The sequence below is a fragment of the Enterococcus sp. DIV0167 genome (assembly GCF_050541555.1).
In the GTDB taxonomy this organism is placed as follows: Bacteria; Bacillota; Bacilli; order Lactobacillales; family Enterococcaceae; genus Enterococcus; species Enterococcus faecalis.
On record NZ_CP172933.1, the window covers coordinates 1,904,204 to 1,928,733 of the forward strand.

Annotated in this window: 25 protein-coding genes; 4 read left to right on the forward strand and 21 right to left on the reverse strand. The window is 38.1% G+C overall.

Going from position 1 to position 24,530, the window contains the following annotated elements:
- Positions 1 to 24: 24 nt before the first annotated feature.
- The 4 genes from IGM09_RS09085 to IGM09_RS09100 all read right to left on the reverse strand — a co-directional run bounded on the left by IGM09_RS09085 (position 25) and on the right by IGM09_RS09100 (position 2,439).
- On the reverse strand, positions 25 to 939 hold the full coding sequence (locus tag IGM09_RS09085; RefSeq protein WP_373409089.1) for a PhoH family protein: 915 nt from the start codon (positions 937 to 939) through the stop codon (positions 25 to 27).
- Between the two features lie 242 nt (positions 940 to 1,181).
- Positions 1,182 to 1,631, reverse strand: coding sequence for a GatB/YqeY domain-containing protein (locus IGM09_RS09090; protein ID WP_002356741.1), 450 nt, complete (start codon positions 1,629 to 1,631; stop codon positions 1,182 to 1,184).
- A 25-nt stretch (positions 1,632 to 1,656) separates the two neighbouring features.
- A complete protein-coding gene (gene rpsU / locus IGM09_RS09095) occupies positions 1,657 to 1,833 on the reverse strand; it encodes a 30S ribosomal protein S21 (RefSeq protein ID WP_002356740.1) in 177 nt (58 codons plus the stop codon).
- A gap of 165 nt (positions 1,834 to 1,998) precedes the next feature.
- The gene (locus IGM09_RS09100; protein WP_002387080.1) at positions 1,999 to 2,439 is read right to left on the reverse strand and encodes a Fur family transcriptional regulator; all 441 of its coding nucleotides are present in this window, start codon (positions 2,437 to 2,439) and stop codon (positions 1,999 to 2,001) included.
- A 98-nt stretch (positions 2,440 to 2,537) separates the two neighbouring features.
- On the opposite strand from IGM09_RS09100, the gene IGM09_RS09105 reads away from it, so the two are divergent.
- Positions 2,538 to 3,395, forward strand: a complete 858-nt coding sequence (locus IGM09_RS09105; protein WP_002389973.1) for a pyruvate, water dikinase regulatory protein — start codon at positions 2,538 to 2,540, stop codon at positions 3,393 to 3,395.
- Positions 3,396 to 3,436: 41 nt separating this feature from the next.
- Here the strand turns inward: IGM09_RS09105 and thrB are convergent, their stop codons facing one another.
- The 12 genes from thrB to guaD all read right to left on the reverse strand — a co-directional run bounded on the left by thrB (position 3,437) and on the right by guaD (position 16,803).
- Entirely contained in the window at positions 3,437 to 4,300 is an 864-nt protein-coding gene (gene thrB, locus IGM09_RS09110; RefSeq protein WP_010709745.1) for a homoserine kinase, read from the reverse strand.
- A complete protein-coding gene (gene thrC / locus IGM09_RS09115; protein ID WP_002368976.1) occupies positions 4,297 to 5,352 on the reverse strand; it encodes a threonine synthase in 1,056 nt (351 codons plus the stop codon). Before thrC ends, thrB begins: the two co-directional genes overlap by 4 nt.
- A 2-nt stretch (positions 5,353 to 5,354) precedes the next feature.
- Positions 5,355 to 6,647 (reverse strand): homoserine dehydrogenase, encoded by a 1,293-nt coding sequence (locus IGM09_RS09120; RefSeq protein WP_033625082.1) that lies wholly within the window; start codon positions 6,645 to 6,647, stop codon positions 5,355 to 5,357.
- Positions 6,648 to 6,699: 52 nt separating this feature from the next.
- On the reverse strand, positions 6,700 to 7,008 hold the full coding sequence (locus IGM09_RS09125; RefSeq protein WP_002356730.1) for an ArsR/SmtB family transcription factor: 309 nt from the start codon (positions 7,006 to 7,008) through the stop codon (positions 6,700 to 6,702).
- 116 nt (positions 7,009 to 7,124) lie between these two features.
- Positions 7,125 to 7,907, reverse strand: a complete 783-nt coding sequence (proC, locus tag IGM09_RS09130) for a pyrroline-5-carboxylate reductase (protein ID WP_002362189.1) — start codon at positions 7,905 to 7,907, stop codon at positions 7,125 to 7,127.
- 106 nt (positions 7,908 to 8,013) lie between these two features.
- Positions 8,014 to 9,738 carry a phospho-sugar mutase gene (locus IGM09_RS09135; RefSeq protein ID WP_002356727.1) on the reverse strand — a complete coding sequence of 575 codons (1,725 nt, stop codon included), beginning with the start codon at positions 9,736 to 9,738 and terminating at the stop codon, positions 8,014 to 8,016.
- 120 nt (positions 9,739 to 9,858) lie between these two features.
- Positions 9,859 to 11,310: a PLP-dependent aminotransferase family protein gene (locus IGM09_RS09140; RefSeq protein WP_033625083.1), complete on the reverse strand. Its 1,452-nt coding sequence runs from the start codon at positions 11,308 to 11,310 to the stop codon at positions 9,859 to 9,861.
- Between the two features lie 134 nt (positions 11,311 to 11,444).
- Entirely contained in the window at positions 11,445 to 12,473 is a 1,029-nt protein-coding gene (locus tag IGM09_RS09145) for a permease prefix domain 1-containing protein (RefSeq protein WP_033625084.1), read from the reverse strand.
- Complete coding sequence (locus tag IGM09_RS09150) at positions 12,470 to 12,802, reverse strand: PadR family transcriptional regulator (protein ID WP_002356722.1); 333 nt, start codon at positions 12,800 to 12,802, stop codon at positions 12,470 to 12,472. Before IGM09_RS09150 ends, IGM09_RS09145 begins: the two co-directional genes overlap by 4 nt.
- A 161-nt stretch (positions 12,803 to 12,963) precedes the next feature.
- Positions 12,964 to 13,941 (reverse strand): GMP reductase, encoded by a 978-nt coding sequence (gene guaC, locus IGM09_RS09155; protein WP_002362677.1) that lies wholly within the window; start codon positions 13,939 to 13,941, stop codon positions 12,964 to 12,966.
- Positions 13,942 to 14,082: 141 nt separating this feature from the next.
- A complete protein-coding gene (locus IGM09_RS09160) occupies positions 14,083 to 15,414 on the reverse strand; it encodes a nucleobase:cation symporter-2 family protein (protein WP_002359736.1) in 1,332 nt (443 codons plus the stop codon).
- 3 nt (positions 15,415 to 15,417) lie between these two features.
- Positions 15,418 to 16,803: a guanine deaminase gene (gene guaD, locus IGM09_RS09165; RefSeq protein WP_033625085.1), complete on the reverse strand. Its 1,386-nt coding sequence runs from the start codon at positions 16,801 to 16,803 to the stop codon at positions 15,418 to 15,420.
- A gap of 219 nt (positions 16,804 to 17,022) precedes the next feature.
- Between guaD and IGM09_RS09170 the strand changes: the two genes are divergently transcribed.
- Both IGM09_RS09170 and IGM09_RS09175 read left to right on the forward strand, forming a co-directional pair.
- Positions 17,023 to 17,649: an MBL fold metallo-hydrolase gene (locus tag IGM09_RS09170; RefSeq protein WP_113826064.1), complete on the forward strand. Its 627-nt coding sequence runs from the start codon at positions 17,023 to 17,025 to the stop codon at positions 17,647 to 17,649.
- A 40-nt stretch (positions 17,650 to 17,689) separates the two neighbouring features.
- Complete coding sequence (locus tag IGM09_RS09175; protein WP_002364444.1) at positions 17,690 to 18,394, forward strand: histidine phosphatase family protein; 705 nt, start codon at positions 17,690 to 17,692, stop codon at positions 18,392 to 18,394.
- Positions 18,395 to 18,450: 56 nt separating this feature from the next.
- Here the strand turns inward: IGM09_RS09175 and IGM09_RS09180 are convergent, their stop codons facing one another.
- The 5 genes from IGM09_RS09180 to IGM09_RS09200 all read right to left on the reverse strand — a co-directional run bounded on the left by IGM09_RS09180 (position 18,451) and on the right by IGM09_RS09200 (position 23,549).
- Complete coding sequence (locus IGM09_RS09180; RefSeq protein WP_002385762.1) at positions 18,451 to 19,299, reverse strand: MurR/RpiR family transcriptional regulator; 849 nt, start codon at positions 19,297 to 19,299, stop codon at positions 18,451 to 18,453.
- Between the two features lie 87 nt (positions 19,300 to 19,386).
- Positions 19,387 to 20,841, reverse strand: a complete 1,455-nt coding sequence (locus IGM09_RS09185; protein ID WP_002356713.1) for a PTS transporter subunit EIIC — start codon at positions 20,839 to 20,841, stop codon at positions 19,387 to 19,389.
- 22 nt (positions 20,842 to 20,863) lie between these two features.
- Complete coding sequence (murQ, locus tag IGM09_RS09190) at positions 20,864 to 21,754, reverse strand: N-acetylmuramic acid 6-phosphate etherase (protein ID WP_002362196.1); 891 nt, start codon at positions 21,752 to 21,754, stop codon at positions 20,864 to 20,866.
- The gene (locus IGM09_RS09195; protein WP_033625086.1) at positions 21,729 to 22,838 is read right to left on the reverse strand and encodes a DUF871 domain-containing protein; all 1,110 of its coding nucleotides are present in this window, start codon (positions 22,836 to 22,838) and stop codon (positions 21,729 to 21,731) included. The genes murQ and IGM09_RS09195 overlap by 26 nt, the downstream gene beginning before the upstream one ends.
- A gap of 150 nt (positions 22,839 to 22,988) precedes the next feature.
- Entirely contained in the window at positions 22,989 to 23,549 is a 561-nt protein-coding gene (locus tag IGM09_RS09200) for a PTS sugar transporter subunit IIA (RefSeq protein ID WP_002380597.1), read from the reverse strand.
- A gap of 115 nt (positions 23,550 to 23,664) precedes the next feature.
- On the opposite strand from IGM09_RS09200, the gene IGM09_RS09205 reads away from it, so the two are divergent.
- Entirely contained in the window at positions 23,665 to 24,495 is an 831-nt protein-coding gene (locus IGM09_RS09205; RefSeq protein ID WP_002381570.1) for an undecaprenyl-diphosphate phosphatase, read from the forward strand.
- The last annotated feature ends 35 nt before the right edge of the window (positions 24,496 to 24,530 follow it).

The window sequence follows — 24,530 nt, forward strand, 5'->3', positions numbered from 1 at the left end:
TACTTTCACTCCTTCCCTAACTGCTTAGGAATGCTTTTGTTGTTCCTTTTCATAGGCTTGAATAATTTGTGCTACAACCGGATGACGCACAACGTCACTGGCTTCAAAATTTACAAAGGCAATTTTTTCAATGTCTTTTAACGTACGCTCGGCGTTAACTAAACCACTTGTTACACCACGTGGCAAGTCAATCTGACTAGTATCTCCATTAACAATCATTTTTGAACTAAACCCTAAACGAGTTAAAAACATTTTCATTTGGGCAACCGTGGTATTTTGTGCTTCATCTAGAATGACAAAAGCATCATCCAATGTACGACCACGCATATAAGCAAGCGGGGCAATTTCAATAACGCCGCGTTCCATTAAACGATTTGTATGATCCATACCAAAAATTTGATACAAGGCATCGTAAACTGGACGTAAATAAGGATCGACTTTTTCTTTTAAGTCACCTGGTAAAAAGCCCAAGCTTTCGCCAGCTTCCACCGCTGGACGAGTTAAAATAATTTTTTGTACTTCGCCTTTTTTTAAGGCTGCTACTGCCATCACCACGGCCAAAAAGGTTTTTCCTGTCCCCGCAGGTCCCACCCCGAAAATGACGTCATGAGTTTTAACTGCATCGATATATTTTTTTTGACCAACATTCTTAATTCGGATCGCCCGACCATGATGGTCCTTCATAATTTCTTCTTCATACATGGCAATAAACGCCTCTAAATTTCCAGCTTTGGCCATTTTAAAAGCAGAAACGACATCTGGCGTATGCACTTTGATGCCTCGTTGAATTAATGTTTGTAGCGCTCTTAACACGGAAGCGACTAACTCTACCTCTGATGATTCGCCAATTAACTGAATAACTTCGCCACGACTATTAATCGTTACGTGGGTATTCTCTTCTAAAAATTTGATATGTTTATCATGTGTTCCTAAAAGCATGTGTGCATCATCAGAATCAGTAAGTATTAATTCCAAAGATTTTGACTGATTATCTGTCAAAAAACGTCCATCTCCTTTATTATATAGTCCTTTACAATGATACCACATTCTTATCTGTTTAAAAAGAAGTCGTACCTGATTTGACTTTGAAAGTCAAAAAAGAGAAAACCGTAAAAAGCTACCGGTTTTCTCTTTGCATAAAAAAACTAGGACAGTATCCTGTCCTAGTTTCGATAACGCTCTTAGTTTTCTTGTAATAATTCTTTCACAATTGCGTTAACTTGGTTGCCATCGGCTTTGCCTTTGACTTTCGGCATCATAGCGCCCATCACTTTACCAAAATCTTTTGGTGAAGTGGCGCCAGTTTGCGTCATTACCTCTTGAACTAGTTGACGAATTTCTTCCTCCGTTAGTTGTTGAGGCATATATTTTTCAACAATTGCTATTTCAACTTTTACTTTTTCAACAAGATCGTCGCGTCCCGCCTTTTCAAACTCTGATAAAGAATCTTTTCTCTGTTTCATCTCACGAGACAATACAGTGAGTTCTTCTTCTCCGTTCAATTCACGGCCCGCTTTAATCTGATCATTTTGAATGGCAGTCTTTAACATACGAAGTACGGCTAAAGTTTCTTTGTCTTTAGCTTTCATCGCTGTTTTAATGTCGTCATTCAATGTGGTTAGCAATGACATACCACCAACTCCAATTCATTCAAAACTAGAATTTTTTACGTTTTCTAGCTGCTTCAGATTTTTTCTTACGCTTTACACTTGGTTTTTCGTAGAATTCACGTTTACGTGATTCTTGTAAAGTACCCGCTTTTGAAACGGAACGTTTGAAGCGACGAAGAGCATCATCAAGAGATTCGTTTTTACGAACGACTGTTTTTGACATGTTATTCCCTCCCTCCGAGCTTAAAAAGTAACCGTTTTTCTTATTTGTGGGAAAAACCCACAAATTAAAATACTGTCCTTGTTATATTATAGCTAAAGCATAAATAACCGTCAACCACTCTACTGATAAAATACGAAATTTTTGTTTGATTTTTCGTCTTATTCGCTATTTTTCGCAACAATCGGCACAACGACCAAGTATTTCAAAGCGATGTCCTTCAATTGAACAACCTTTTAACTGTTCTTCAAAAAAATTCATCGGACACATGTGAATTTCTTCCGTTTTGCCACAAACCGTACAAATAAAGTGATGATGATGTTCCACCTCTTGGCAACAACGGAAGCGAAACTTTTGTTCGCCATTTAATTCTGTTTTTTCCAGCAATTCTAAGCGCTCAAAGTCATGCAAGTTACGATAAACCGTATCATAACTGACTCCTTTAAAGGTTTCATTCATAAATTCATACACTTCACGTGCAGAAACATACCGATTTCGCTTAATCAAATAGCTCATCAGTAATTCTCGTTTTTTAGTATATTTTAATCCACTGGCTTTCATGGTTTCTAAGGCTTGTTCAATATTGGTTTTTACTGGTGCCATCGCCATTTCCTCCCTCACCAACCTAAATCAGAATCATTACGAAATAGATTCTGGACTTATGGTATAATAAAATTATTAAAAATGCAAGAAAGGACTTACCCTCTATGACTATTTCTGAAGAAAAAAAATGTGTGACGATTTTTGTCATCTCAGATTCTGCTGGCGAGACCGCTTCAAAATTGGCGGCTGCTTCAATGGCCCAGTACCCCACTGTTGATTTTACTTTGATTAGACGAACATTCGTTAAAGACGAAGATAAACTGGTGCAAGCGTTAGAAGATGCCAAAAAAGCAGAAGCCATGGTGCTGCATACTATTATTAATGATCATCTCGTGGCGATTGCAAATCAATTTTTCAATGAGCATCAATTGTTCCATTTTGACATTTTGACACCACCAGTTGCGGAAATCGAACGATTAACAGGTGTCGCGCCCATGCGGGAACCAGGTGCCTTACATCATCTGAATGAAAATTATTTTAAACGAATTGAAGCAATGGAATTTGCTGTCAAATATGACGATGGCAAGGACCCACGAGGCTTTTTAGAAGCGGATGTGTTACTTCTTGGCGTTTCCCGAACTTCTAAAACACCGCTAAGTCTCTTTTTAGCCAACAAGAACTTAAAAGTTGCTAATTTGCCACTAATTCCTGAAGCACATTTACCGAAACAATTATTCGAAATGGACCCTAAAAAAATTGTTGGCTTAACCAATGATCCCAATGTTTTAAACGGGATTCGTAAAGAACGAATGCGCGCATATGGATTACCTGAAAATACTTCTTATTCAGATATTGAAAAAATTCGGCGAGAACTGGCTTTTGCTAATGATCTTTATCAAAAATTGGGTTGTATCGTTATTGATGTCGCTTCTCTTTCAATTGAAGAAACTGCCTCAATGATTCTTAATGCTTTGAACTTAGAAGATCATAGTTATTATTCCACGGAAACAGCCGAGGATTAAAAAAAACGAGAAAAAATCACTAGTGATTTTTTCTCGTTTTTTTAAAAGACTTGAACGCCTTCTTGATCAATATTGAAAATTTGGATGCTCGCTTTGGTAGATAATTTCTCCAAACTTTGAACAATTTCGTTGGTTCGTTCTTCTGGCGACAAGATTAGCACAGTTGGACCAGCACCGCTTAAGAAAGAGCCATAAGCACCTCTTTGCTGGGTTAAACGACGAATTTCTTTTAAGTGAGGAACCAATGAACGACGATACGTTTCATGCCATTTATCTTGTTCCATCATTTTGCCTGCTAAAGGTAAATCCCCGTTTAAAATTGCGGCAATCATAACATTGGCAATTGAGCTGGCCGCGACCGCTTCTTTATAAGCCAATTTTTCGGGCAAAACAGCACGACTTTTTTCGGTAAATAATGGTTCCTCTGGAATAAATGCAATGACATCACACATTGGAAAGTGATGTTTGACATGGTAGACTTGGTTTTCTACATGGCTAGCCACCACGAAATCTCCTAAAATAGCTGGGGCAACATTATCCGGATGTCCTTCCATCTCTGTGGCCAAACGGACTTTTTCTTTAGGGGACAAATTTAAATGTGCTAGTCGGTTAGCTAATTCAATGCCTGCTACAATCACACTTGAGCTACTGCCTAGTCCTCTTGCAAGGGGAATATCAGAAACCATCCGAATAACTTTTGGTGTTAATTCTGGTGCAATTTTCAATGCCGTTTGAATTAATAAATTCTCTTCATTAGTAGGGATTTCTTCTCCCAAAGTATGTTGAATTTCCCAAAATTCACTTTCACCTAAAACGTTGATTGTTAAATAAGCGGATAATGCAATGCCACATGAATCAAAGCCAGGTCCTAAGTTGGCACTAGTGGCAGGTACTCTTATTTTCATAGTGTTGCGACTCCTTTTCGTAAGTGCAGACGCATTTCTTCCACGTCACTCATTTTTGAAATAGTTACTTCTGTCTCCATTGCTGTATCAGGATCTTTCAGTCCGTTACCAGTAAAGACTGCCACGACGGTTTCACCTGCTTTGATTTTACCGCTTTTAACATGTTGAATAACTCCAGCTAATGAGGCAGCCGAACCAGGTTCAATGAAAACCCCATCTTGAGCAGCAATTTTTCGGTAAGCCGTTAAAATTTCTTGATCTGTCACGGCATCAATGAAACCACCCGATTCATCGCGTGCCTGTTCTGCTAATTGCCAACTAGCAGGATTTCCAATCCGGATCGCTGTTGCCACGGTTTCAGGTTGCTCAATCACTTGGCCTTTCACGATCGCTGCGGCACCTTCTGCTTCAAAACCATGCATTCTTGGTAAAGTTGTTCCTTGTTTTTCATGCCATTCTTTAAAGCCTTTCCAGTAAGCGGAAATATTGCCGGCATTTCCAACTGGAATCGCTAAGACATCGGGCGCTTGACCTAATTGTTCACAAACTTCAAAAGCTGCTGTCTTTTGCCCTTCTAAGCGATAAGGATTCACTGAATTAACTAGCGCAACTGCCTCAGTTTTCGCAATCTCTCGCACCGCTTTTAATGCTTCATCAAAGTTACCTGGAATCGAAATAATGTCCGCCCCATACATAATAGCTTGCGCCAATTTTCCCAGTGCGATTTTTCCTTCTGGAATCACTACATACGCTTTAATGCCTGCTCTTGTGGCATAAGCAGCAGCGGCGGCACTAGTATTTCCTGTAGAAGCACAAACAATCGCTTTGGCACCTTCTTCTACCGCTTTTGCTACAGCCATCACCATCCCGCGATCTTTGAATGAGCCAGTGGGATTTAAGCCTTCGTATTTTCCATATAATTGAATACCTAATTCTTTGGATAAATTAGGTAAAGGAATCAGTGGCGTATTTCCTTCGGCTAAAGAAATCATTGGTGTTTTTTCTGTTACGGGCAAATACGCTTGATACTGTTTTAACAAACCTTCATACATGTTTACTCATCTCCTATAACCTTCATTACATTCAATAACTGAAAGGCTTCCGTATTTTGAATAGCTGTCACAACTTGTTGCATTTGTGCTTTTGATATCTGGTGTGTAATGGCAACAATTCTTGCTCGCTGTCCATCTGATTTCTGTTGAACTAATTGATCAAAACTGACTTCTGCTTTAGTCATTAATTGCGTCAACTGCAAAAATTGTCCTGGTGTATCTGGAACATCTAATGAAAAATAGTACTGCCCAAATACATTTTCGGAACTCGTCAATTGGGTTTTATGTTGATACGAATTGAACATATGGCCAGTCGTTGCCAAGCGAATGTTTTTAGCAATCGTAATTAAATCACTGACCACACTGGTTGCTGTCGGTTTAGCGCCAGCTCCTGGACCGTAATACATTGATTCGCCCACGCCTGCACTTTTTATAAATACTGCATTGTACTCATTCCGAACAGATGCAATAGGATGCTTTTGATTGACTAGCATAGGCGCCACTTCCACCGAGATACTATGCTCATTTTGTTCAGCAGAGCCAATCAATTTGATTTCATACCCCAGTTGTTTAGCCATGGCGACATCATCTAAAGACAATCCGCGAATTCCACGAATATCAACTTGTGGTAATGAAACATTCATCCCAAAAGCAAATTGACTTAAAATAACCATTTTATAGGCTGCGTCAATTCCATCGACATCATTTGTCGGATCCGCTTCAGCAAATCCCAACGCTTGCGCTTCTGCTAAAGCTTCTTCATAAGTTTTATCAGCAGAAACCATTTGCGTAAGCATATAATTCGTCGTACCGTTCACAATCCCTAAAACTTGTTGAATATTGTCTGCCGCTAAGCTATTAGCAATTGTTCTTAAAATTGGAATCCCGCCAGCAACACTTGCTTCGTAATATAAATCACAGTGATGTTTTTGGGCTAACGCTACTAATTCACTCCCATGTTGCGCCAGTAAATCTTTATTAGCAGTCACAATATGTTTGCCCTTTTCTAAAGCTTTCATGATATAGGTTTTAGCTGGTTCAATGGTTCCCATTAATTCCACAACGATTTGAATCTCTTTATCTTCTAAAATATCATCAATTGAAGTTGTTAAAGACAGACCGTATTCTTCCGCTTGCGCTTGTTTCGTTTCAAGATTTCGGACAAATGCTTTTTCAATGACTACATTCATTCCTGTCACTTGTGAAATTTTCTCTTGATGTTCTTTCAAAAGAGTTAAAACGCCAGTGCCTACAGTCCCTAATCCTAGTAACCCGATCTTTAAGGTATCCTTCATTTTTACCTCCATCAACAGCGCTATTCTAGTTACGCTATTTTTTCCCTACTTTTTATCGATGTTCAATATGCTCAAAGGTCTGATTTAAAATATCTATTACATGATGATCATCTAATGTATAAAAAATCGTTTTTCCTTCACGACGTGCCTTGACAACCCGGCTATCTCTTAATAATTTTAGTTGATGAGAAACGGCGGACTGTTCCATTCCCAATTGTTCACTAATCGCCGTTACGTTATGCTCGCCTTCTTTTAAAAGTAGCAAAATTCTTAAACGTGTTGGATCACTTAATACTTTATATAATTGACTTACTTGTTTGATTTCTTCCATTTGTTTCATTATAGTCGCCTCACTTTGCACTCATTATAACACAGAGTTTTTTAAAATAAGAACTGCGATTGTTCTTTCCTACGAAAAATATGGCACAAAGAAAGTTGGAAAAATGACAAACTTGTCGATTTTCCAACTTTCTTCATCTATTCGTGGTTGGCTTGCTGAACTGCATCCATCACGGCATAACGGAAGCCATTTTTTTCTAGAGCTACGACACCGCGAATCGTACTTCCTCCTGGAGAAGTCACTTCATCTTTCAATGCTCCTGGGTGTTTTTTCGTGTCTAAGGCTAAGGTCGCCGTTCCTTTTATCATTTGAGCGACAATTTCATAAGATAAGTCTCTTGGTAACCCTTCTAAGACTGCTGCATCTCCCAATGCTTCCATAAAGATATCAACAAAAGCTGGACTGCAACCAGCCACAGTACCAAAAGTTTCCAGTTGCGCTTCACGAATTTCTTTGACTAACCCTAAAGTAGCAAGAAGTTCCATTACCAGGTCCTTCGTTTGGCCTTCAATTGTTGGTGCCAAGGCTACGCCAATCACACCCTGATTCACGCTAACTGGTGTATTAGGAATGGCATGAACAACTTTGGCTTCTTTATTGCCAAGAGCCATTTGTGCTTCTTGTATGGTATGACCTGTTGCAACAGAAATCAATAGACTTTCGTTGGAAAAATGAGGAGCTAATTCCTGAAGAACAGGTAACACGACCTTTGCTCCTGTCGCAATAAAAATAACCTTACATTCTTGGAAAAGTGCATAATCTGTGACAAGTTGAAAGCCCCACTCTTTTTGAAGTGCTTCTGCTGTTCCACTTGAGCCGCCTTTCACATATAAATGTTCCTTCTTGACTGCCTCAGCTTTCAGTAACCCTTTAATCATGGCACCGCCCATACTGCCAGCACCGATAAAGCCAATTTTCATAGCATTCCCTCCTTAGTTAAATAAAGTGTTTGTGTCAAAAGTCAATTAGCTTTTGACACAAACACTAACATTCGTACTTTTTTCCGTACAGCCTGTTTCGTTTATTTTATTTTGTTAATTCATTAACGACTGCTTCAAACGCAGCAATTTTTTCAGAAGCTTCTGAACTACTTGTTGCTTTTGTCGCTAGATAGAATTTAATTTTTGGTTCTGTTCCTGATGGTCGGATAGCAATCCAACTGCCATCTTCTAAATGATATTTCAGCACATCAGAAGGAGGCGTTTGTAATTGTTCTGTTTGACCATCTGCAAAAGTGCGTGTTAATTCTTTAAAATCTTCCGTTTGAGCAACTTGAATCCCGGCAAACTCAGTTGGGGCTTGTTCACGACATTTTGCCATTAAAGCTTTGATTTTGCCGCTGCCTTCAATTCCGCTCATTGTTACGGAAATAGTTTTTTCTTCAAAGTAACCAAATTCTTCAAAGATATCTTGTAAGCCATCGTATAATGTTTTTCCTTGTTTTTTATAGAAAGCCGCTACTTCTGCTAATAAAACTAACGCTTGAATCGCATCTTTATCACGAACAAAAGGTTTCACTAAGTAACCATAACTTTCTTCAAAACCAAACATAAACGTTTGACTGTGGTCTTCTTCGTATTGTTGAATTTTTTCAGCAATAAATTTGAAACCTGTTAAAACATTAAACATCTTCGTATTATATTTCTCAGCAATCGCTGTAGCAAGTTCACTAGAAACGATTGATTTTAGAACCGCAGCATTTTGAGGCAACGTGCCTGCTTGTTGATGGGCTTCTAAAATATAATGAATCATAATTGAACCTAATTGATTTCCTGTTAATACTTGGTAGTCTCCGTTTGGCATCCGCACAGCAGCACCTAAACGATCAGCATCTGGATCTGTTGCAATCAATAAATCAGCGCCTTCTTTTTCCCCTAAACGAATCGCGTATTCAAAAGCTGAATGTTCTTCAGGGTTTGGTGACTTAACTGTAGTAAAGTCAGGATCAGCAACAGCTTGCTCAGGTACTAAAACAAATTTTTCAAAACCGGCTTGTTTTAATGCCTTTTCTCCTAACATTTTCCCAGTTCCATGTAAGGGAGTGTAAACTAATTTTAATTCTTTACCCATTTCGTTAATTAATTCTTGATTAATCGTAACTGTTTTAATTTCTTTCAAATACGCGTTATCGACTTCTTCACCAACAATGTTAATTAAACCGCTGTGGGCAACTTCTTCATCTGATAAGACATCAATTTTCAAAGGATTTTCGATACTACGAACATATTTAGTTAATGCATCTGCATCAGCTGGCGGCATTTGACCACCGTCTTCACCATAGACTTTGTAGCCATTATAGGCAGCTGGATTGTGAGAAGCCGTAATCATGATTCCCGCAAAAGCTTTAAAGTAGCGGACCGCAAAAGATAATTCTGGTGTTGGTCGTAAGCTTTCAAACACAAAAGAAGGAATATCATGTTTAGCTAATGTTTTAGCTGCTTCCATTGCAAATTCTGGAGACATATGACGTGAATCATAGGCAATGGCTACACCGCGACGTTTTGTTTCAGGATCTTGCGTATCCATAAAACGTGCAAGCCCTTCTGTCGCTTGACGAACCGTAAAGATATTCATCCGATTAATACCGGCGCCTAAAATTCCGCGCATCCCGGCAGTCCCAAATTCTAATGGTGCGTAAAATGCATCTTCACATTTTTCAGGGTCTGTATTTAAGTCCTTTAATTCATTTTTTAAATTTTCTGGAATATTTTCTTCATTTAACCATTGTTGGTAAACTTGTTCCCAAGACATGGAAAACACCTCATTTGTTTTTTTGTTTTTACTTTTTAAGTATAGCATTGGATATTCGTTTAGAAAAGGGAAGTTGTAGCGTTTTCTCTCAGCAAATGATTTTTATAAGAAAAATCTTACTTACTGTTCTATTTTTGTTTGTCTATTTTCAGAAAGTTGTCGTGTAATCCGTACCATTCGCTCACAAAAAAGAGGCATTTCTTCTGGTGAAATTCGGGAACAGTTCAAGCGAATACTTCCACGTTTTTCACTAAAAGCGACACTTGGTGCTACCAAAACACCTTCTCGTAAAAACACTTGCCAATCTTCTGGCTTAAGTGCCCCTTGACGCCAATGTGCCCATAAATAAAAGCCGCCTTTTACTGGCGAAACTTCCCATTCTGACAACGATTTAAATACTTGATACACATCTGTTGCTCGTTGTTCCACTTGTTTATTTAATAACGTAATTTTTTCAGAAAAAGAAGGATCTTCAATCGCCATTTTAGCGAGCATCTGCGGAAAAATACTCAACGATACATCCATCATTTTTCTGGCTTCTGCAATTTGTTTCGTCACGGAGGCGGGCGCACTTAACCAACCAATTTTCGTGGTCGAACCTAAAATTTTTGACAACGAACCGATATACAAGACATTATCTGGATCTAATTTTTTTAAAGGAGGAATTTCTGTTTTCGGGATAAAACTTAGCTGCCCAAAAACATCATCTTCTAAAATAGGAACTTGATACGTTTGACAGACTTTCACGAGCTGTTCTCTTTTTCTTAAAGGCATCACTGTCCCAGTCGGATTTTGAAAGGAAGGATTAACCATAACCATTTTGATGCGATGTTGTCGGATTGTTTGTTCTAGCGCTTCAAGATCAATCCCTTCCTCTGTCATGGGCACACCAAATAAGCGCACACCAGCAGCTTGGAAAATTGGTAAGGCATAGAAGAAAGATGGATCTTCTACGGCAACACTATCTCCTTGTCTCAATAAAACTTGTAAAACTAAAAAAAGTGCTTGTTGCGCACCTGAAGTAAGCAATAAACTTTCACTTGGTAAATGAAGCTGATATTCCGTTGCTGTAATGGCTTGGATTTCTTTTCTTAACGGCAAATAACCTAATTCATCTTGTGCTTCCTCTTTTAAAAATTGTTTCCAATTTAATGCTGGAAAATCGAAACTGGGAATTAAGTCTAACGGCAACTCGCCTGTATACATATCTAAGTCAGTCGGCAAATTTTGTTTAGCACGTAACTCAATCTCTGTCACCAAGGGATGAACTTGTTTGAACACATTTTGTTCTAAATAACGATGCCAATCCGTTCGTGGCGTCATCATTACCCCCCATTTTCCTTCGTTGACAATCGTTCCGCTCCCTCTTTTTCGCACAATCCAGCCTAAGTCCACCAGTTCGTCTAATGCATGAACAACGGTTGAACGATTGACAGACAAGTACTCTGCCAGTTTACGTTCTGAAGGGATTTTTTCGCCTGGTAATAATTCGCCTGTTTGAATCTTTTGAACAATCATTTCCATAATACTGCGATAAATGGGAACATTTTGTTCTTTTTTAAGTTGCCACATAGCCATCACCTCAACAATTGGATGAGTTAAAAGTAATCCAGTTTAATGCTTTTGTCAATCGAAAATACAAGAAAAGTGGGGCAGCCGTTTTGACGAATGTCCCACTTTTCTGTTTTACTATTAACAGGTTTGTCTCAATGTTTGTGTAAAAATGCTTGGATGGTGTTATAAAAGATTCCTGCGAACATAAAGATTAACCAACTAAACCGCCAATCCCCTAAAACAAAACTAATAAATAAATAGAGTGCAACAACTAAGGGCCAATAAACGGATGCAATAATTGCACCGACAGGATTTCCCACAGGTCCTTCCTCTGTTTTTGTTTGCTGAGGGGCAAAATCAGGATGACCAACATGTTCTGAATAAAAATAAGTTTCATTCAACAATTTATTAAAACTTCCTTTAATTACTCCACCAAATATAAACAAGAAGACGCCAACCGATACTAAAAAGAAGAGCCAACTAATCCCCATCGTTCCATTATAATATTGTCCGCCCATCATTTGATGCATGGAACGGCGCATCATCAGATGAAGGCCACTACTAAAGACAACAACTGGGATTAAACCCAAAATACAAAAAACGACGCCCGCTGCCATACAAAAAATAAATGATCGTTGAAAACTTTGTTCTCTTTGTGCAACTTCTTTTTTTAACTTAATCGGAATCAATCGTTGCCCCAGCTGTTTGTCCATTGCAACAAACCGATTACCAACAACAATAAATAATGGAACGCCGATTGCCACACCTATGAAAAGACAAACTAAACCAAGACCGTTAGAAAGAACACCACGCATACCAACCAGCAAGCCAACACCCACCATGATTGCAACAACACCAAGACCAATTTGAATAGCACCTTTACGTTGGACAGCTAAATAGTCAAGTCCTTCCTCCACTGAAATTTCTGGCAAACCGTTCATTGAATCGTTTGTTTCATCCACTTGTTTATTTTCTAAATTCAATTCTTCCATTAATTCATCAATAGTACCAAATTCAGAAATAATTGTACCAATTGCTTCATTTTCCGATTTTCCTTGGCTGAGCAAATCTTCATAACGATCCTCAGCATTTGCTAATAAGTCCGCCTTTAATTGTTTTGTTTCAGATGTTTCAACAACGCCTGAAAATAAGCTATCAATAAATTCTTCTATAATTTTCATTTTCCCATCTCCTTTACAAATGCTTCGACGACGTCTTTTGTTACTTCCCATTCTAGTAACTTTTCCTCTAAATAACGCTCTCCTGCATGGGTTATTTGATAATAGGTCCGCTTTTTGCCATGCGTTACTTCTCCTGGAAATGATTCAATGTAGCCATTTTTCTCTAAACGTGTAAAAGCAGAATAAAGTGTCGTTTCTTTAATCGAATATTGTTCTTTAGAAATTTCACGAATGCGTTTAGAAATCGCATAACCATATGAAGCGCCAGATTGTAAGATTGAGAGAATAAAGGTATCGTTGTATCCTCGAATTGCATCACTACCAATCACATAAATTCCTCCCTCAAGTACTTCAACTATCGTACTACGTCTGTCGTTGTAATTATCTTAACACGATTACTACGATAGGTAAAGTAAAAAAAGCACGGAATGCAGAAATCGTTTTAATTTCTGCACTACGTGCTGTCTTCTTTTCAGTCTATAGTTGAATGTTAAATGGTATCACCATTAAAAATAGAATTTTTTACAATCACATAATCAACTTTACGAATCGCTTCTAAATCACGACCTCCCGCGTATGAAATGGAAGATTGTAAATCTTGTTGCATTTCGACTAAAGTATCTGCCAACTTCCCTTTATGGCGTAACCAGATTTTTTTGCCTTCAACGTTTTTCTTTTCGCCTTTTTGGAATTCAGAGGCGCTACCAAAGTATTCTTTGTAAACAACGCCATCTTCCACTTTTGTTTCACCTGGTGATTCTTCATGTCCAGCAAATAATGAACCAATCATGACCATAGTTGCCCCAAAACGCACAGATTTTGCAATGTCTCCATGGGTCCGAATTCCACCATCTGCAATAATTGGTTTCCGAGCAGCTTTGGCACACCAACGTAAAGCCGCTAACTGCCAGCCACCTGTCCCAAAGCCAGTCTTAATTTTAGTAATACATACTTTTCCTGGTCCAATCCCCACTTTGGTGGCATCGGCTCCAGCGTTTTCTAATTCGCGAACGGCTTCTGGCGTTCCAACATTGCCCGCAATAACGAACGTTTCTGGTAAAAATTTTTTCAAGTGTTGAATCATATTAATCACCGCATTTGAATGACCATGGGCGATATCAATTGTCACGTAGTCAGGAACTAAACCTTCTCGGGCTAACGTTTCAACAAAAGCGTATTCCCCTTCTTTCACACCCACACTAATTGACGTGATTAAGCCCTTTTGTTGCATTTTTTTAATAAATGGCACTCGCGCCTCTTCATCAAACCGATGCATGATATAAAAATAACCGTTTTCAGCAAGGGTTTCCGCAATCGTTTCATCAATAATTGTTTGCATGTTCGCTGGAACGACAGGCATTTTAAACGAATGTTTTCCTAAAGTTACTGTAGTATCACATTCAGAACGACTATTCACGATACATTTATTGGGAATTAATTGGACATCTTCATAATCAAAAACTTTCATACTTACTGCCTCCTAGTTATTTACAAAAATAACGTAAAAACCGAACATTCGGTCATTTAACGTTCGTGTTTACAAACACCATTGTTAATTTACACTATTTACCGCCACTTGTCAAAGGCGTTTTAACGAAAATTAATCTTTTTACCCTTCTTGAACGTTTGGTAAAATGGCCTGCAATAAAATAGCAACAATTGAGGCAGTTGCCACGGGTGAACTAAATAAATATTGTAAAAATTGTGGTAGAGTTTCCAAAAACTCTTTTGGTAACAATGTCAACGCTAATGTCATAATAATCGGAACGGCAATTACATACATCTCTTTTTCATGAATTGTTACATCGCTCATGACTTTCATTCCACTTACAGAAATGATGCCACAAACAACCACAAAAACACCGCCGATAACTGGTGCCGGAATGGCCGAAATCAAGGTGGAAAGTTTTCCAGATAAGCCAAATAAGACAAACCACGCACCTGCAGCCACAAAAACCTTGCGACTAGCAACTCCAGTGATTGAAATAATCCCAGCATTTGTAGAGTAACTAGTTACTGGCGTGCCGCCAATGAATGAAGAAACTAAGCAACCTAAGCCTTCACCAATTACGCCGCGATTAATTTTTTCTTCGGTCAAAGGTTCAGCGACAACATGACTCACAGCAAACCAAGTGCCTGTTGTTTCCGCCATTAAAACCAGATAAATAACTAACATCGTGGCAATGGCTGACCAATCAAATTGGAAAGAAAAGTTAACTAATGGTAACTGAGGCAAACTAAACCAAGCCGCTTCACTAACGGCTGATAAATCAAGTACCCCTAATAATTGTGCCGCGATGCTCCCAAATAATAATGCCAAAATGACAGAAGAAACGCGGAAAATCCGCCCTTTTTTCAAAGCAGAACCTAAGAGCGCAAAGAAGATCAACGTCCCCGCTGCTATAAATGCTAATAAAATATTTTGTCCTAATTCCCCTTTTGCGTGGTAAATATTATCCGATAAAGCGACTGGCATTAACGAAAGCCCCACCACAAAAATAATTGTTCCTCCCACAATTGGTGGAACAAATTTAGTGATTAAACGATTAAAGATACCAGTAAATCCTAATATAATAACAACAATTGCCCCCACTAAACTAGCACCTAAAACTGCGCCCCAGCCATTTCCTTGTTGGTTATTGGCAAAATAAATTCCCGCAATTGCCCCGATTGGAATAAATGAAGGGCCTTGCGCAACTGGTAATCTCATACAAAAATGAGATTGAATAATCGTGGCAAGTCCTGCTGCTATGAATGTTGCTTGGATTAAAGAAGACGTTTGTGCTGTGCTAATCCCAATAATTGAAGCAATGATCACAGGTACGACGTACACGTCCATTGCTAAGACATGCTGAATCCCTAACATAGTGGCCTGCCCAAAAGATACTGAATCTTCTGGCCCCACTGTTAAATGAAGATTATTTTGTTTCTTTTCACTCATTTTTTATACTCCTTTAGTTGCTGACATTAAATTTTTATCATGTACTTTTTCACCTTGTACCCAGACTTCTCGAATATTTTCTGGTCGTGCTAAATATAAGATTTTTTGGAAAATATCAAGCAATGATTCCCCTGGATTTTTAGGGATTCGTGCTTGTGACAAGCTTGTATTAATAATTTGAACATCCCAAGCATACCCTTTTTCTAATTTTCCAATTGGTAAACTTAGCGCTTGACCACCACCAGCAGTAGCTAAATAAAACGCTTCATTTACTGTAATCCGTGCTGTTTTAACACCTCGTACTTCTGGTTTTTTTGTAGCATCGACACCATCTTCTAACATTCTAGAAGAAATAACCGCTTGCTTTAAATTGTCAAAAAGACTTGGTGAAAAACCACCTGAAAGATCACTACCTAAACCAACTTCTACTTGATGTTGATGTACTAATTTTGCAATCGGTGTTACTGCATTACCAAAATAAGCATTAGAGATTGGGCAGTGCGCCACAGCCGTCCCTGTTTCATGGAATAAATTCATATCTGCTTCTTCTAAAAAGCCTGCATGTGCCATCACTGCTTTTTCTGTCAATAAACCAAAATCATTCAATGCTTGAGCATCATTTTTTCCAAAACGTTCTTGAACAAATTGATGTTCCCAATCACTCTCACTACAATGACTTTGAACATGGACTTGATATTTCGCTGTTAATTCTCCTAATCCTTTAAGTGCTTCCTCTGTACAACTAGGAATGAAACGCGGAGTTACAACGGGATACACGCCTTGTTTTGTTTGCTGCGCTAATGTTTGAATTTCTTGAATAAACCGTTCCGTTTCTTCTAATGCTTGTTGCGTTGTTTGATCACGATAGTACTCTGGATTCTCATTAAGATCATCCATTACAACTTTACCAATTAAGCCACGTTGCCCTTTTTCCGCACAAATCTCTGCCAAACGACGGCTAGCTTCATAATGAATGGTTGCAAAATAAAGGGCTGTTGTTGTCCCATTAGCTAACAATTGGGTTACCAATTCATCATAGACTTGTTGGGCAAATGCTAAATCTGCAAACTTGGACTCCAAAGGAAACGTGTACGTATTCAGCCATTCATACAATGGAATATCCAAGGCGGTCCCTGATTGTGCCCACTGAGGTGCATGGACATGTAAATCAACAAAGCCGGGTAAAAGATAAGAATCTTGGGGCAATTCTTGAAAACGTTGTGCCTCTTTTTGTTCTGCTAGCACAGTTTCATACGCTTCAGCATCTGGTTCAATTATTTCCTGAATTACTCCGGCCTCATCTATACAAAAAAGTGTCTCTTCATAAACTTTAATCTCTTGCAAATTTTTACTAGAAAAACCTGTTCCTTTTATTACAAAATGAAACATTTAATACTCCTCCTTACTATCACATGAAGATTATACATAAACTTTCGCTTAATAACTATAAAAATGTGATTTTTTTTAAAAAAATACGTGTTAAAACAAGCAAAAACCGAACATTCTAAGAATGATTTATTTTTTCTTTGGATAAACAAGAAAACTTTCTATTCTTAAGATTCTTCGGTATACTTGAAGAGAATCGTTAGAACTTTAGGAGGTCCTGAGATGATACAGATCGAACAAATTAGAACAGGTGTTATTCAAGAAAACTGTTATCTTGTTTATAATGAAGAAGCATTATTAATTATTGATCCGGGTGCAGAAGGAGCAAAACTAATTCAAGAAATTACCCGTTTAGGGAAGAAACCAGCCGCTATTTTATTAACACATACTCACTATGATCATATTGGTGCGGTAGAAGAATTGCGCCATCATTATCAAATCCCTGTTTATGTTAGTCCATTAGAACAAGCGTGGCTTTCCAATCCTATTTTGAATCTTTCAGGATTAGGCAGACATGATGATATAGCAAATATTATTGTTCAACCCGCCGAACATGAATTTAAACTAACCGATTATGAAATTGGCGGCATGAAATTTTCCGTAGTCCCAACACCTGGTCATTCAATTGGTAGCGTCAGCTTTGTCTTTGATGATTTTGTTGTTGTTGGGGATGCATTGTTTAAAGGTAGTATTGGTCGTACCAATTTACACACTGGTGATATGCAACAATTATTACACAGCATTACGACCTATCTATTCACTTTACCAGAAGAATTTCCTGTTTATCCAGGCCATGGTGATGCCACAACCATTCAACATGAAAAAGCCACAAACCCATTTTTTAATTAGAGATTTATTCACTATTTAAAGAAACTTAGGAGGAGTAGCATTGACTGAAGCAACGACACTTTATATTATTCGTCACGGAAAAACGATGTTTAATACGATTGGCCGTACCCAAGGCTGGTCAGATACCCCCTTAACCAAACAAGGAGAAGAAGGCATTTATCATTTAGGCTTAGGTCTTAGAGACATAGACTTTAAGGAAGCCTATAGTAGTGATAGTGGTCGTGCCATGCAAACCGCTCAGATTATTTTACAAGAACATCAAAACCACCAAAAGATTCCTTACCTAACCGATAAACGGATTCGTGAGTGGTGTTTTGGTTCTTTAGATGGTGGCTATGATGGTGAACTTTGGGGTGTGGTGCCACGCATTTTAGCTTTTAAAAGTTATGAGGACATGATGACCACGAAGATTACCTATCGTGAGCTAGCAAATGCTATTATTGAAGCCGATACGGCTGACTGGGCGGAGCCTTATGAAGTTATCCGTGATCGTGTTTGGTCTGGTTTCGAAGATATCGCTCATCATCGAGAAAAAAATGGTGGCGGCAAAGTCATGGTGGTTTCCCATGGACTAACAATTTCCTTTTTACTTTCCTTAATTGATGCAAGTTTGCCTATGCAGATGGCACTGGAGAATGGTAGCGTGACGACCTTAACTTACGAAAAAGGAACATTTACCATTCAAGGAATTAATGATATTTCTTATATTGAAAAGGGAAAAAAGATCGCTGAAAAGCGCCGTTGATAGTAAAAAAAAGAGAAGGTTATCTGTCATTTTGACAGATAACCTTCTCTTTTTATTTATTCTTTTAAACGTTCTACATTTTTTCTTGAGATTTGAATTTTTTCTAAGGTTTCCTTATAGTTTTTTGCTGCATAAGCAAAAAATAAAACATCGACTACATACAATTGTGCCACCAAGGAAACAGTAGCCGCACTTCTCAATGGCACGTCTTCCCCACTAGAGGTTTGAAGGACGATATCACTTTTTTCACCAATCACTGATTTTTCATCTTGTGTGATACTAACAATAGGAATCCCTTGCTGCTTCGCTAAATCAGCTAAAGTACTTGCTTCTTTATTCGTTCCAGAATTAGAAATAACAATAAAAACACTAGGCTTTTCTGTTGAGCCTAACATAGAAGCAAATAAATGATGGTCCAATGTTGTAAATACCGTTCGGCCTAATCGCGTAAACTTTTGATAAATATCTTGAGCAACCAACGAAGAGGCGCCCAACCCATAGACAAAAATTACTTCTGTTTTTTCCAACAAATCAACGGCTTCATTCACTGCGACATCCTCTAATGTCTGACCGCTTCGCTCAACCACATGAACAAAGCGCGCCTGTAACTTTTGTTTAATATCAGCTGTTGATTCCCCTTTAGTAACTTCAGTATACATTTGCTGCTTCATTTGGCCAAGATTTGCAGATAATAAAAGTTTCAACTCTGTGAAGCCATTCACATCCATAGAATGACAAAAGCGAATAATTGCCGCTGGACTTGATCCTGCTTGTTTCGCTAGCTCTTGCGCATTCATTGAAATAACTGTTTCTGTATTTTTTAAAATATATTCTGCGATTTTTCGTTCTGATTTTGGTAATTGTTGTAGACGATCTTGGATAGATAAGACAATATTTTGTTGCATAAACACCCCTCCTGATACACCATTTCCTACGCAATTAAATTTTAACAAAGAAAAAGGGAGAAGCCAAGTTCTCCTTTTTTCTATTTATTATTTAGTTGTTTGCATATCTTTAGGAATCCCAAAGAATAACGTTGCTACAAAACCACCTGCGTAAGCAGCCAATAAACCTAATACATATGCAAGCCATTGGTTGTTGGCAATTAATGGAATTAAAGCCACCCCACTTGGTCCAATAGCAATCGCACCAACATTACCGAAGGCACCAATTACTGCACCACCAATACCACCGCCGATACAAGCAGTAATGAATGGACGTCCTAATGGTAAAGTAACTCCGTAGATTAATGGTTCACCAATACCTAAAATCCCAACTGGCAAGGCACCTTTAATCATTTCAACTAATTTTTTATCTGATTTACAACGAATCCATAATGCTAAAGCTGCACCGACTTGTCCCGCACCAGCCATGGCCAGAATTGGTAATAACAAAGTCATCCCTGTTTGATTAATCATTTCAATGTGGATTGGCGTCAAAATTTGATGTAAACCAAACATTACCATTGGCAAGAAGGTTAAACCAAGAGTAAAGCCAGCAACCATGCCACCTTTTTCTAAGACAACATTGATAATACCAACTAAGCCATTAGAAATAGCTCCGGCTACAGGCATGATTAAGAAAATAGTTGCTAAGCCAATCACTAAAAGTGAAATGGTTGGCGTTACGATAATATCAATTGATTCTGGGACAATTTTATGCAATTGTTTTTCTAACAATGATAATAACCATACGGCAAAAATAACACCGATAATTCCGCCTTGTCCTGCAGATAATGTTCCCCCAGTGAAAATATTACTGATTGGTGCATCTGGATTCATTCCTGTCAACATTGTGACTGCCCCAATAACACCACCCAACGCTGGCGTTGCACCAAAAACGCTGGCACTGTTAATCCCAGTGTAAAGAGCTAAATAAGCAAAAATCCCATTTTTAATGATATTTAAGACATCAATATATTGTTGCCATGAAGCTGAAATATCACCAGCAACAACTAAGTTAGACATAACAGCTGCAATCCCGCCAATAATACCAGCCCCAACAAAGGCAGGAATCATCGGAACAAAGATACTAGAAATGGCTTTTAACACTTTTTTAAATGGTGAAGTGTTATTTTGTTTCGCTTTTTGTTGTGCTTTCATTTGAGCGGCTTTTTCTTCTACTAAATCTTTTCCAGATTTGCCTGCTGAAGCATCCGTTGCGGTGTCATGATTAAATGGTTCTCCCAATTTGACACCTGCTTGATCTACCATTTCTTGTGCAACCTTGTTAACAGTCCCTGGACCAACAACTACTTGCAACGTATCATCTTCTACGACGCCCATAACGCCATCAATTTTTTTCAATCCTTCAATATCCACTTTGTCATAATCGCGGATATCCATACGAACACGAGTCATACAATGAATGACTTTGTCCACGTTTTCTTGACCACCAACTTCTTTATAAATCCCATCAGCAATGCGTTTAATTCTTTCTTCTGCCATGTTAAAACACCCTCCTAATTCCTTAATTTAATGTATTCTTGATAAATTGATTCCCGTCAATTAATTTTTGTGTTGCTTCTTCTTTAGTACTATCAGTTAAAATCATTACAATTGCTAACTTCACATTTTCTTCTGCTTCTACAAATTTTAGTTCGGCAACTTCATAACTACAACCCGTTGCTTCCATAATAATCCGTTTGGAACGCTCCACTAATTTTTCATTGGTTGGTTTTACATCAACCATTAAGTTATTGTAGACTTTCCCAATACCAATCATGGAAATAGTTGATAACATATTTAAAATTAATTTTTGAGCTGTCCCAGATTTCAAGCGAGTCGAACCTGTTAAAAATTCAGGTCCTGCATCTACTTCAATCGGCATTTGTGCATACTTACTAATTTCGGCATCTTTATTACATGCCACAGTTGCGGTAGCTGCTCCCACCGTTGTAGCATATTCTAAACCGCCAATTACATAAGGCGTCCGACCACTGGCTGCAATCCCGACAACAATGTCATTTGCTGATAATTTTAGATCAACTAAATCTTGACGACCTAGTTCTTTTGAATCTTCAGCACCTTCTACTGCGACAGTCATTGCTTTTTGACCACCAGCGATGAGGCCTTGAACCATCTCTGGCTCGACGCCAAAAGTTGGTACACATTCGGCTGCATCTAAGACACCTAACCGACCACTCGTACCAGCGCCCATGTAGATTAAGCGGCCGCCTTGATTGAAGCTTTTGATGATGGCTTCTACCACTGGTTCAATGGCTGCTAATTCTTGACCCACTGCCATTGCAACTTTTTGGTCTTCTTGATTCATTTTTTGTAAAGCTTCTTTGACACTCATCTCATCTAAGCCCATTGTATTTTCATTTCTACGTTCAGTTGTTAAGTTTTCTAAATTCATTCTCTATCGTTCCTTCCGTGACTAGCGTAAATTGATTGCCTGCCTTGATTAACGGCAATATCGTTTGATCTTTTTCAATAATTCGTGTAATCGTATTGACTTTTTCATCTTTCGGCAAGTCCACAAGTGTGACTTGAATTTCTCCCATATAGCGACCATATTTTTCATTATCAATCGTTACGGTTCCCACTGGACGTGCTTCAGTCTGCTCTGACTCAATCGTTGCAATTTCATCTTTTCTGAACATTTCACTCGTTCTTGATAATTCACTTCGCAAAACATCTCTTGCAGCATCTAAACGATTGGTATGAGTCCCAAGTATTCGCTTCAAATAGCGGCTCTTGCTAGGTGCTACTTCTAACAGAAATTGATTGGTTTGGTGATAATAACCAAATTGAGCCATGGTTCGCTCACTAATTGTAGGATCACCAATATAAACAGCATCGACATAAGGATCAGCCATCAAACCAACGGCAGCGGCGAAAGGATTTTGCCCACGATGTTTTTCTAATGTTGGTAAACCAGCAAAAATTGGGCCTCTTGTTTGCCCATCTCCTGGCACAAAAGTAAAAACTTGTAAGCCTAATTCTTTAAGCCAGCGGTTCTTTTCATTAAAAAATGTTGTTCCAATACCTGTTTCAGGTCTTGGATAATAATTATGCCAAGCTTCTAAGCGAGAAAATTCCGCTTGGTGAGCCTTTAACTCAGCCACTTCTTCCAGTGTAATGGTACTAGCATTCAATCCTATATCAATCTTATGTGAAGCATGAGCCATTTGTTCTATCGTAATGCCATAGTCCATCCGGAGGCCAGTTACGCCCAACTCAATTAAAGGCTCTAATTCATCGAAAGAAAAACCCGCTCTTTTTAACGCTTCACCTGAAATATCTACCATAATTTTCATTTTTTCTGCCTTAGCAATTGCCCCTAAATCAGTCAAGCGTTGGCGGTAAAGGGAAGTATCATCTTCTGGAATGTGTAAAGAAGTGAAAATACCATCAAATCCAAGCGCTTTCATCTTTTTGATATAAATAATTGTATCGTTTGTAATCTCTTCACCAAGAAAAACTGAAATACCATACATCTTTTTAGCTCCTCTCTAATACGCTTTCATTATAACTTGTTTGAAATAAAATTTCAACTATTTTCTAAATATTTTTTAATTCCAAAATAAAATTTTATTTCTGTTCAAAAAAAAACAGATATTCCTTTATAGAAATATCTGTCTACTACATTAATTGGCTGTGGCAGAGCCAACTGGTGTACCAGCTGTAACCACGCCAGTTTTCTCTAACGAAAATTGTGCTACTTTATCCATGTTGGTAATGATGACAACCATTTCAGTTCCTTTACCAGCTGCTTTAATTGCTTCTAAATCAGCAATTGCGACCACCGTATCTGCAGTCACTTGGTCGCCTTCTTTCACTTTAATAGTGAACGGTGCCCCGTTTAACTCTACCGTATCGATCCCCATGTGTAATAAAATTTCAAGACCGTTTGTCATTTTTAAACCAATGGCATGTTTTGTTTGGAAAACGCTTAAAACTTCTCCTTCAATAGGTGCATAAATTTCACCATTTTCTGGAACTACTGCATAGCCATCTCCCATCATTTTTTGTGAAAAAACAGGATCATTCACTTCACTAATTGGGATAACGGTTCCATTGGCAACGGCATACATTGTATTATTTTCGACAACTTCATTCTTTTTCTTCAAAAATCCAAACATTTCTCTTCCCCCATTTTTTAAAGTATCACTAGTATAGAAAAAAGTTTCATGAATTACAAGTGGCACCTTTGTATAATTCTAAAATTTATTTTAAAATAAGAATTTGCATTGGCATTTACTTTGTCAGCGGGTATACTTATACTTGATGTATTTTGCATTTATTTCAGAAAGGAATGGTGACATGCTTTTTGCTAACCTATGGAAAGCAATTATTCTTGGTATTATCGAAGGAATTACCGAGTGGCTTCCAATTAGTAGTACCGGACATTTAATTTTAGTGGATGAGTTTATTAAACTCAATCTAAGTAAAGATTTTATGGAAATGTTCAACGTCGTTATCCAATTGGGAGCAATTATGGCGGTTGTTATTTTATACTTCCACAAATTGAATCCTTTCTCACCAAAGAAAAATGGCGAAGAGAAAAAAGATACTTGGATTCTTTGGTCTAAAGTCTTAGTCGCTTGTTTACCAGCGGCAGTTATTGGTCTAAAATTTGATGATTATTTAGATGCACATTTTTATAACTTTTTAACAGTATCGATTATGTTAATTGTTTATGGGATTGCTTTTATTATCATTGAAAAACGAAATAAAAATGTTGCACCGAAGTGTACTAATCTAAAAGACTTCACTTATAAAGCCGCTTTAATCGTTGGTGCTTTCCAAGTACTGGCATTAATTCCAGGAACTTCACGTTCAGGAGCGACCATTTTAGGGGCAATCTTAATTGGGGCCTCACGTTTTGTTGCAACAGAGTTTTCATTTTTCTTAGGAATTCCAGTAATGTTTGGAGCAAGTTTTTTAAAAATCTTTAAATTCTTGGCCAAAGGAAATACGTTTGGATCAGAAGAAATCATTATTTTATTAACTGGCTCTATTGTTGCCTTCGTTGTTTCCATCATTGCAATTAAATTCTTATTGAATTACTTGAAGAAAAACGATTTTACAGTTTTCGGTTGGTATCGTGTAATTTTAGGTGCGATTTTAATTGGCTACTGGTTATTCTCATAAAAATAAAACCGTTGCTTTCACTGTTGAAAGCAACG

Bases quoted from the DNA above. Each gene is read 5' to 3' on its own strand.
- IGM09_RS09085 (WP_373409089.1), bottom strand. From the start codon at position 939: ATGCTTTTAGGAACACATGATAAACATATCAAATTTTTAGAAGAGAAT.
- rpsU (WP_002356740.1), bottom strand. From the start codon at position 1,833: ATGTCAAAAACAGTCGTTCGTAAAAACGAATCTCTTGATGATGCTCTT.
- IGM09_RS09185 (WP_002356713.1), bottom strand. From the start codon at position 20,841: ATGGCAGAAGAAAGAATTAAACGCATTGCTGATGGGATTTATAAAGAA.
- IGM09_RS09170 (WP_113826064.1), top strand. From the start codon at position 17,023: ATGATACAGATCGAACAAATTAGAACAGGTGTTATTCAAGAAAACTGT.
- guaC (WP_002362677.1), bottom strand. From the start codon at position 13,941: ATGAAAGTTTTTGATTATGAAGATGTCCAATTAATTCCCAATAAATGT.
- guaD (WP_033625085.1), bottom strand. From the start codon at position 16,803: ATGTTTCATTTTGTAATAAAAGGAACAGGTTTTTCTAGTAAAAATTTG.
- IGM09_RS09120 (WP_033625082.1), bottom strand. From the start codon at position 6,647: ATGAAGGATACCTTAAAGATCGGGTTACTAGGATTAGGGACTGTAGGC.
- IGM09_RS09160 (WP_002359736.1), bottom strand. From the start codon at position 15,414: ATGAGTGAAAAGAAACAAAATAATCTTCATTTAACAGTGGGGCCAGAA.
- IGM09_RS09105 (WP_002389973.1), top strand. From the start codon at position 2,538: ATGACTATTTCTGAAGAAAAAAAATGTGTGACGATTTTTGTCATCTCA.
- IGM09_RS09205 (WP_002381570.1), top strand. From the start codon at position 23,665: ATGCTTTTTGCTAACCTATGGAAAGCAATTATTCTTGGTATTATCGAA.
- proC (WP_002362189.1), bottom strand. From the start codon at position 7,907: ATGAAAATTGGCTTTATCGGTGCTGGCAGTATGGGCGGTGCCATGATT.
- IGM09_RS09145 (WP_033625084.1), bottom strand. From the start codon at position 12,473: ATGAAAATTATAGAAGAATTTATTGATAGCTTATTTTCAGGCGTTGTT.
- IGM09_RS09090 (WP_002356741.1), bottom strand. From the start codon at position 1,631: ATGTCATTGCTAACCACATTGAATGACGACATTAAAACAGCGATGAAA.
- thrC (WP_002368976.1), bottom strand. From the start codon at position 5,352: ATGTATGAAGGTTTGTTAAAACAGTATCAAGCGTATTTGCCCGTAACA.
- IGM09_RS09135 (WP_002356727.1), bottom strand. From the start codon at position 9,738: ATGTCTTGGGAACAAGTTTACCAACAATGGTTAAATGAAGAAAATATT.
- IGM09_RS09140 (WP_033625083.1), bottom strand. From the start codon at position 11,310: ATGTGGCAACTTAAAAAAGAACAAAATGTTCCCATTTATCGCAGTATT.
- IGM09_RS09180 (WP_002385762.1), bottom strand. From the start codon at position 19,299: ATGCAACAAAATATTGTCTTATCTATCCAAGATCGTCTACAACAATTA.
- murQ (WP_002362196.1), bottom strand. From the start codon at position 21,754: ATGAATTTAGAAAACTTAACAACTGAACGTAGAAATGAAAATACAATG.
- IGM09_RS09195 (WP_033625086.1), bottom strand. From the start codon at position 22,838: ATGTATGGTATTTCAGTTTTTCTTGGTGAAGAGATTACAAACGATACA.
- thrB (WP_010709745.1), bottom strand. From the start codon at position 4,300: ATGAAAATAAGAGTACCTGCCACTAGTGCCAACTTAGGACCTGGCTTT.
- IGM09_RS09100 (WP_002387080.1), bottom strand. From the start codon at position 2,439: ATGGCGATGGCACCAGTAAAAACCAATATTGAACAAGCCTTAGAAACC.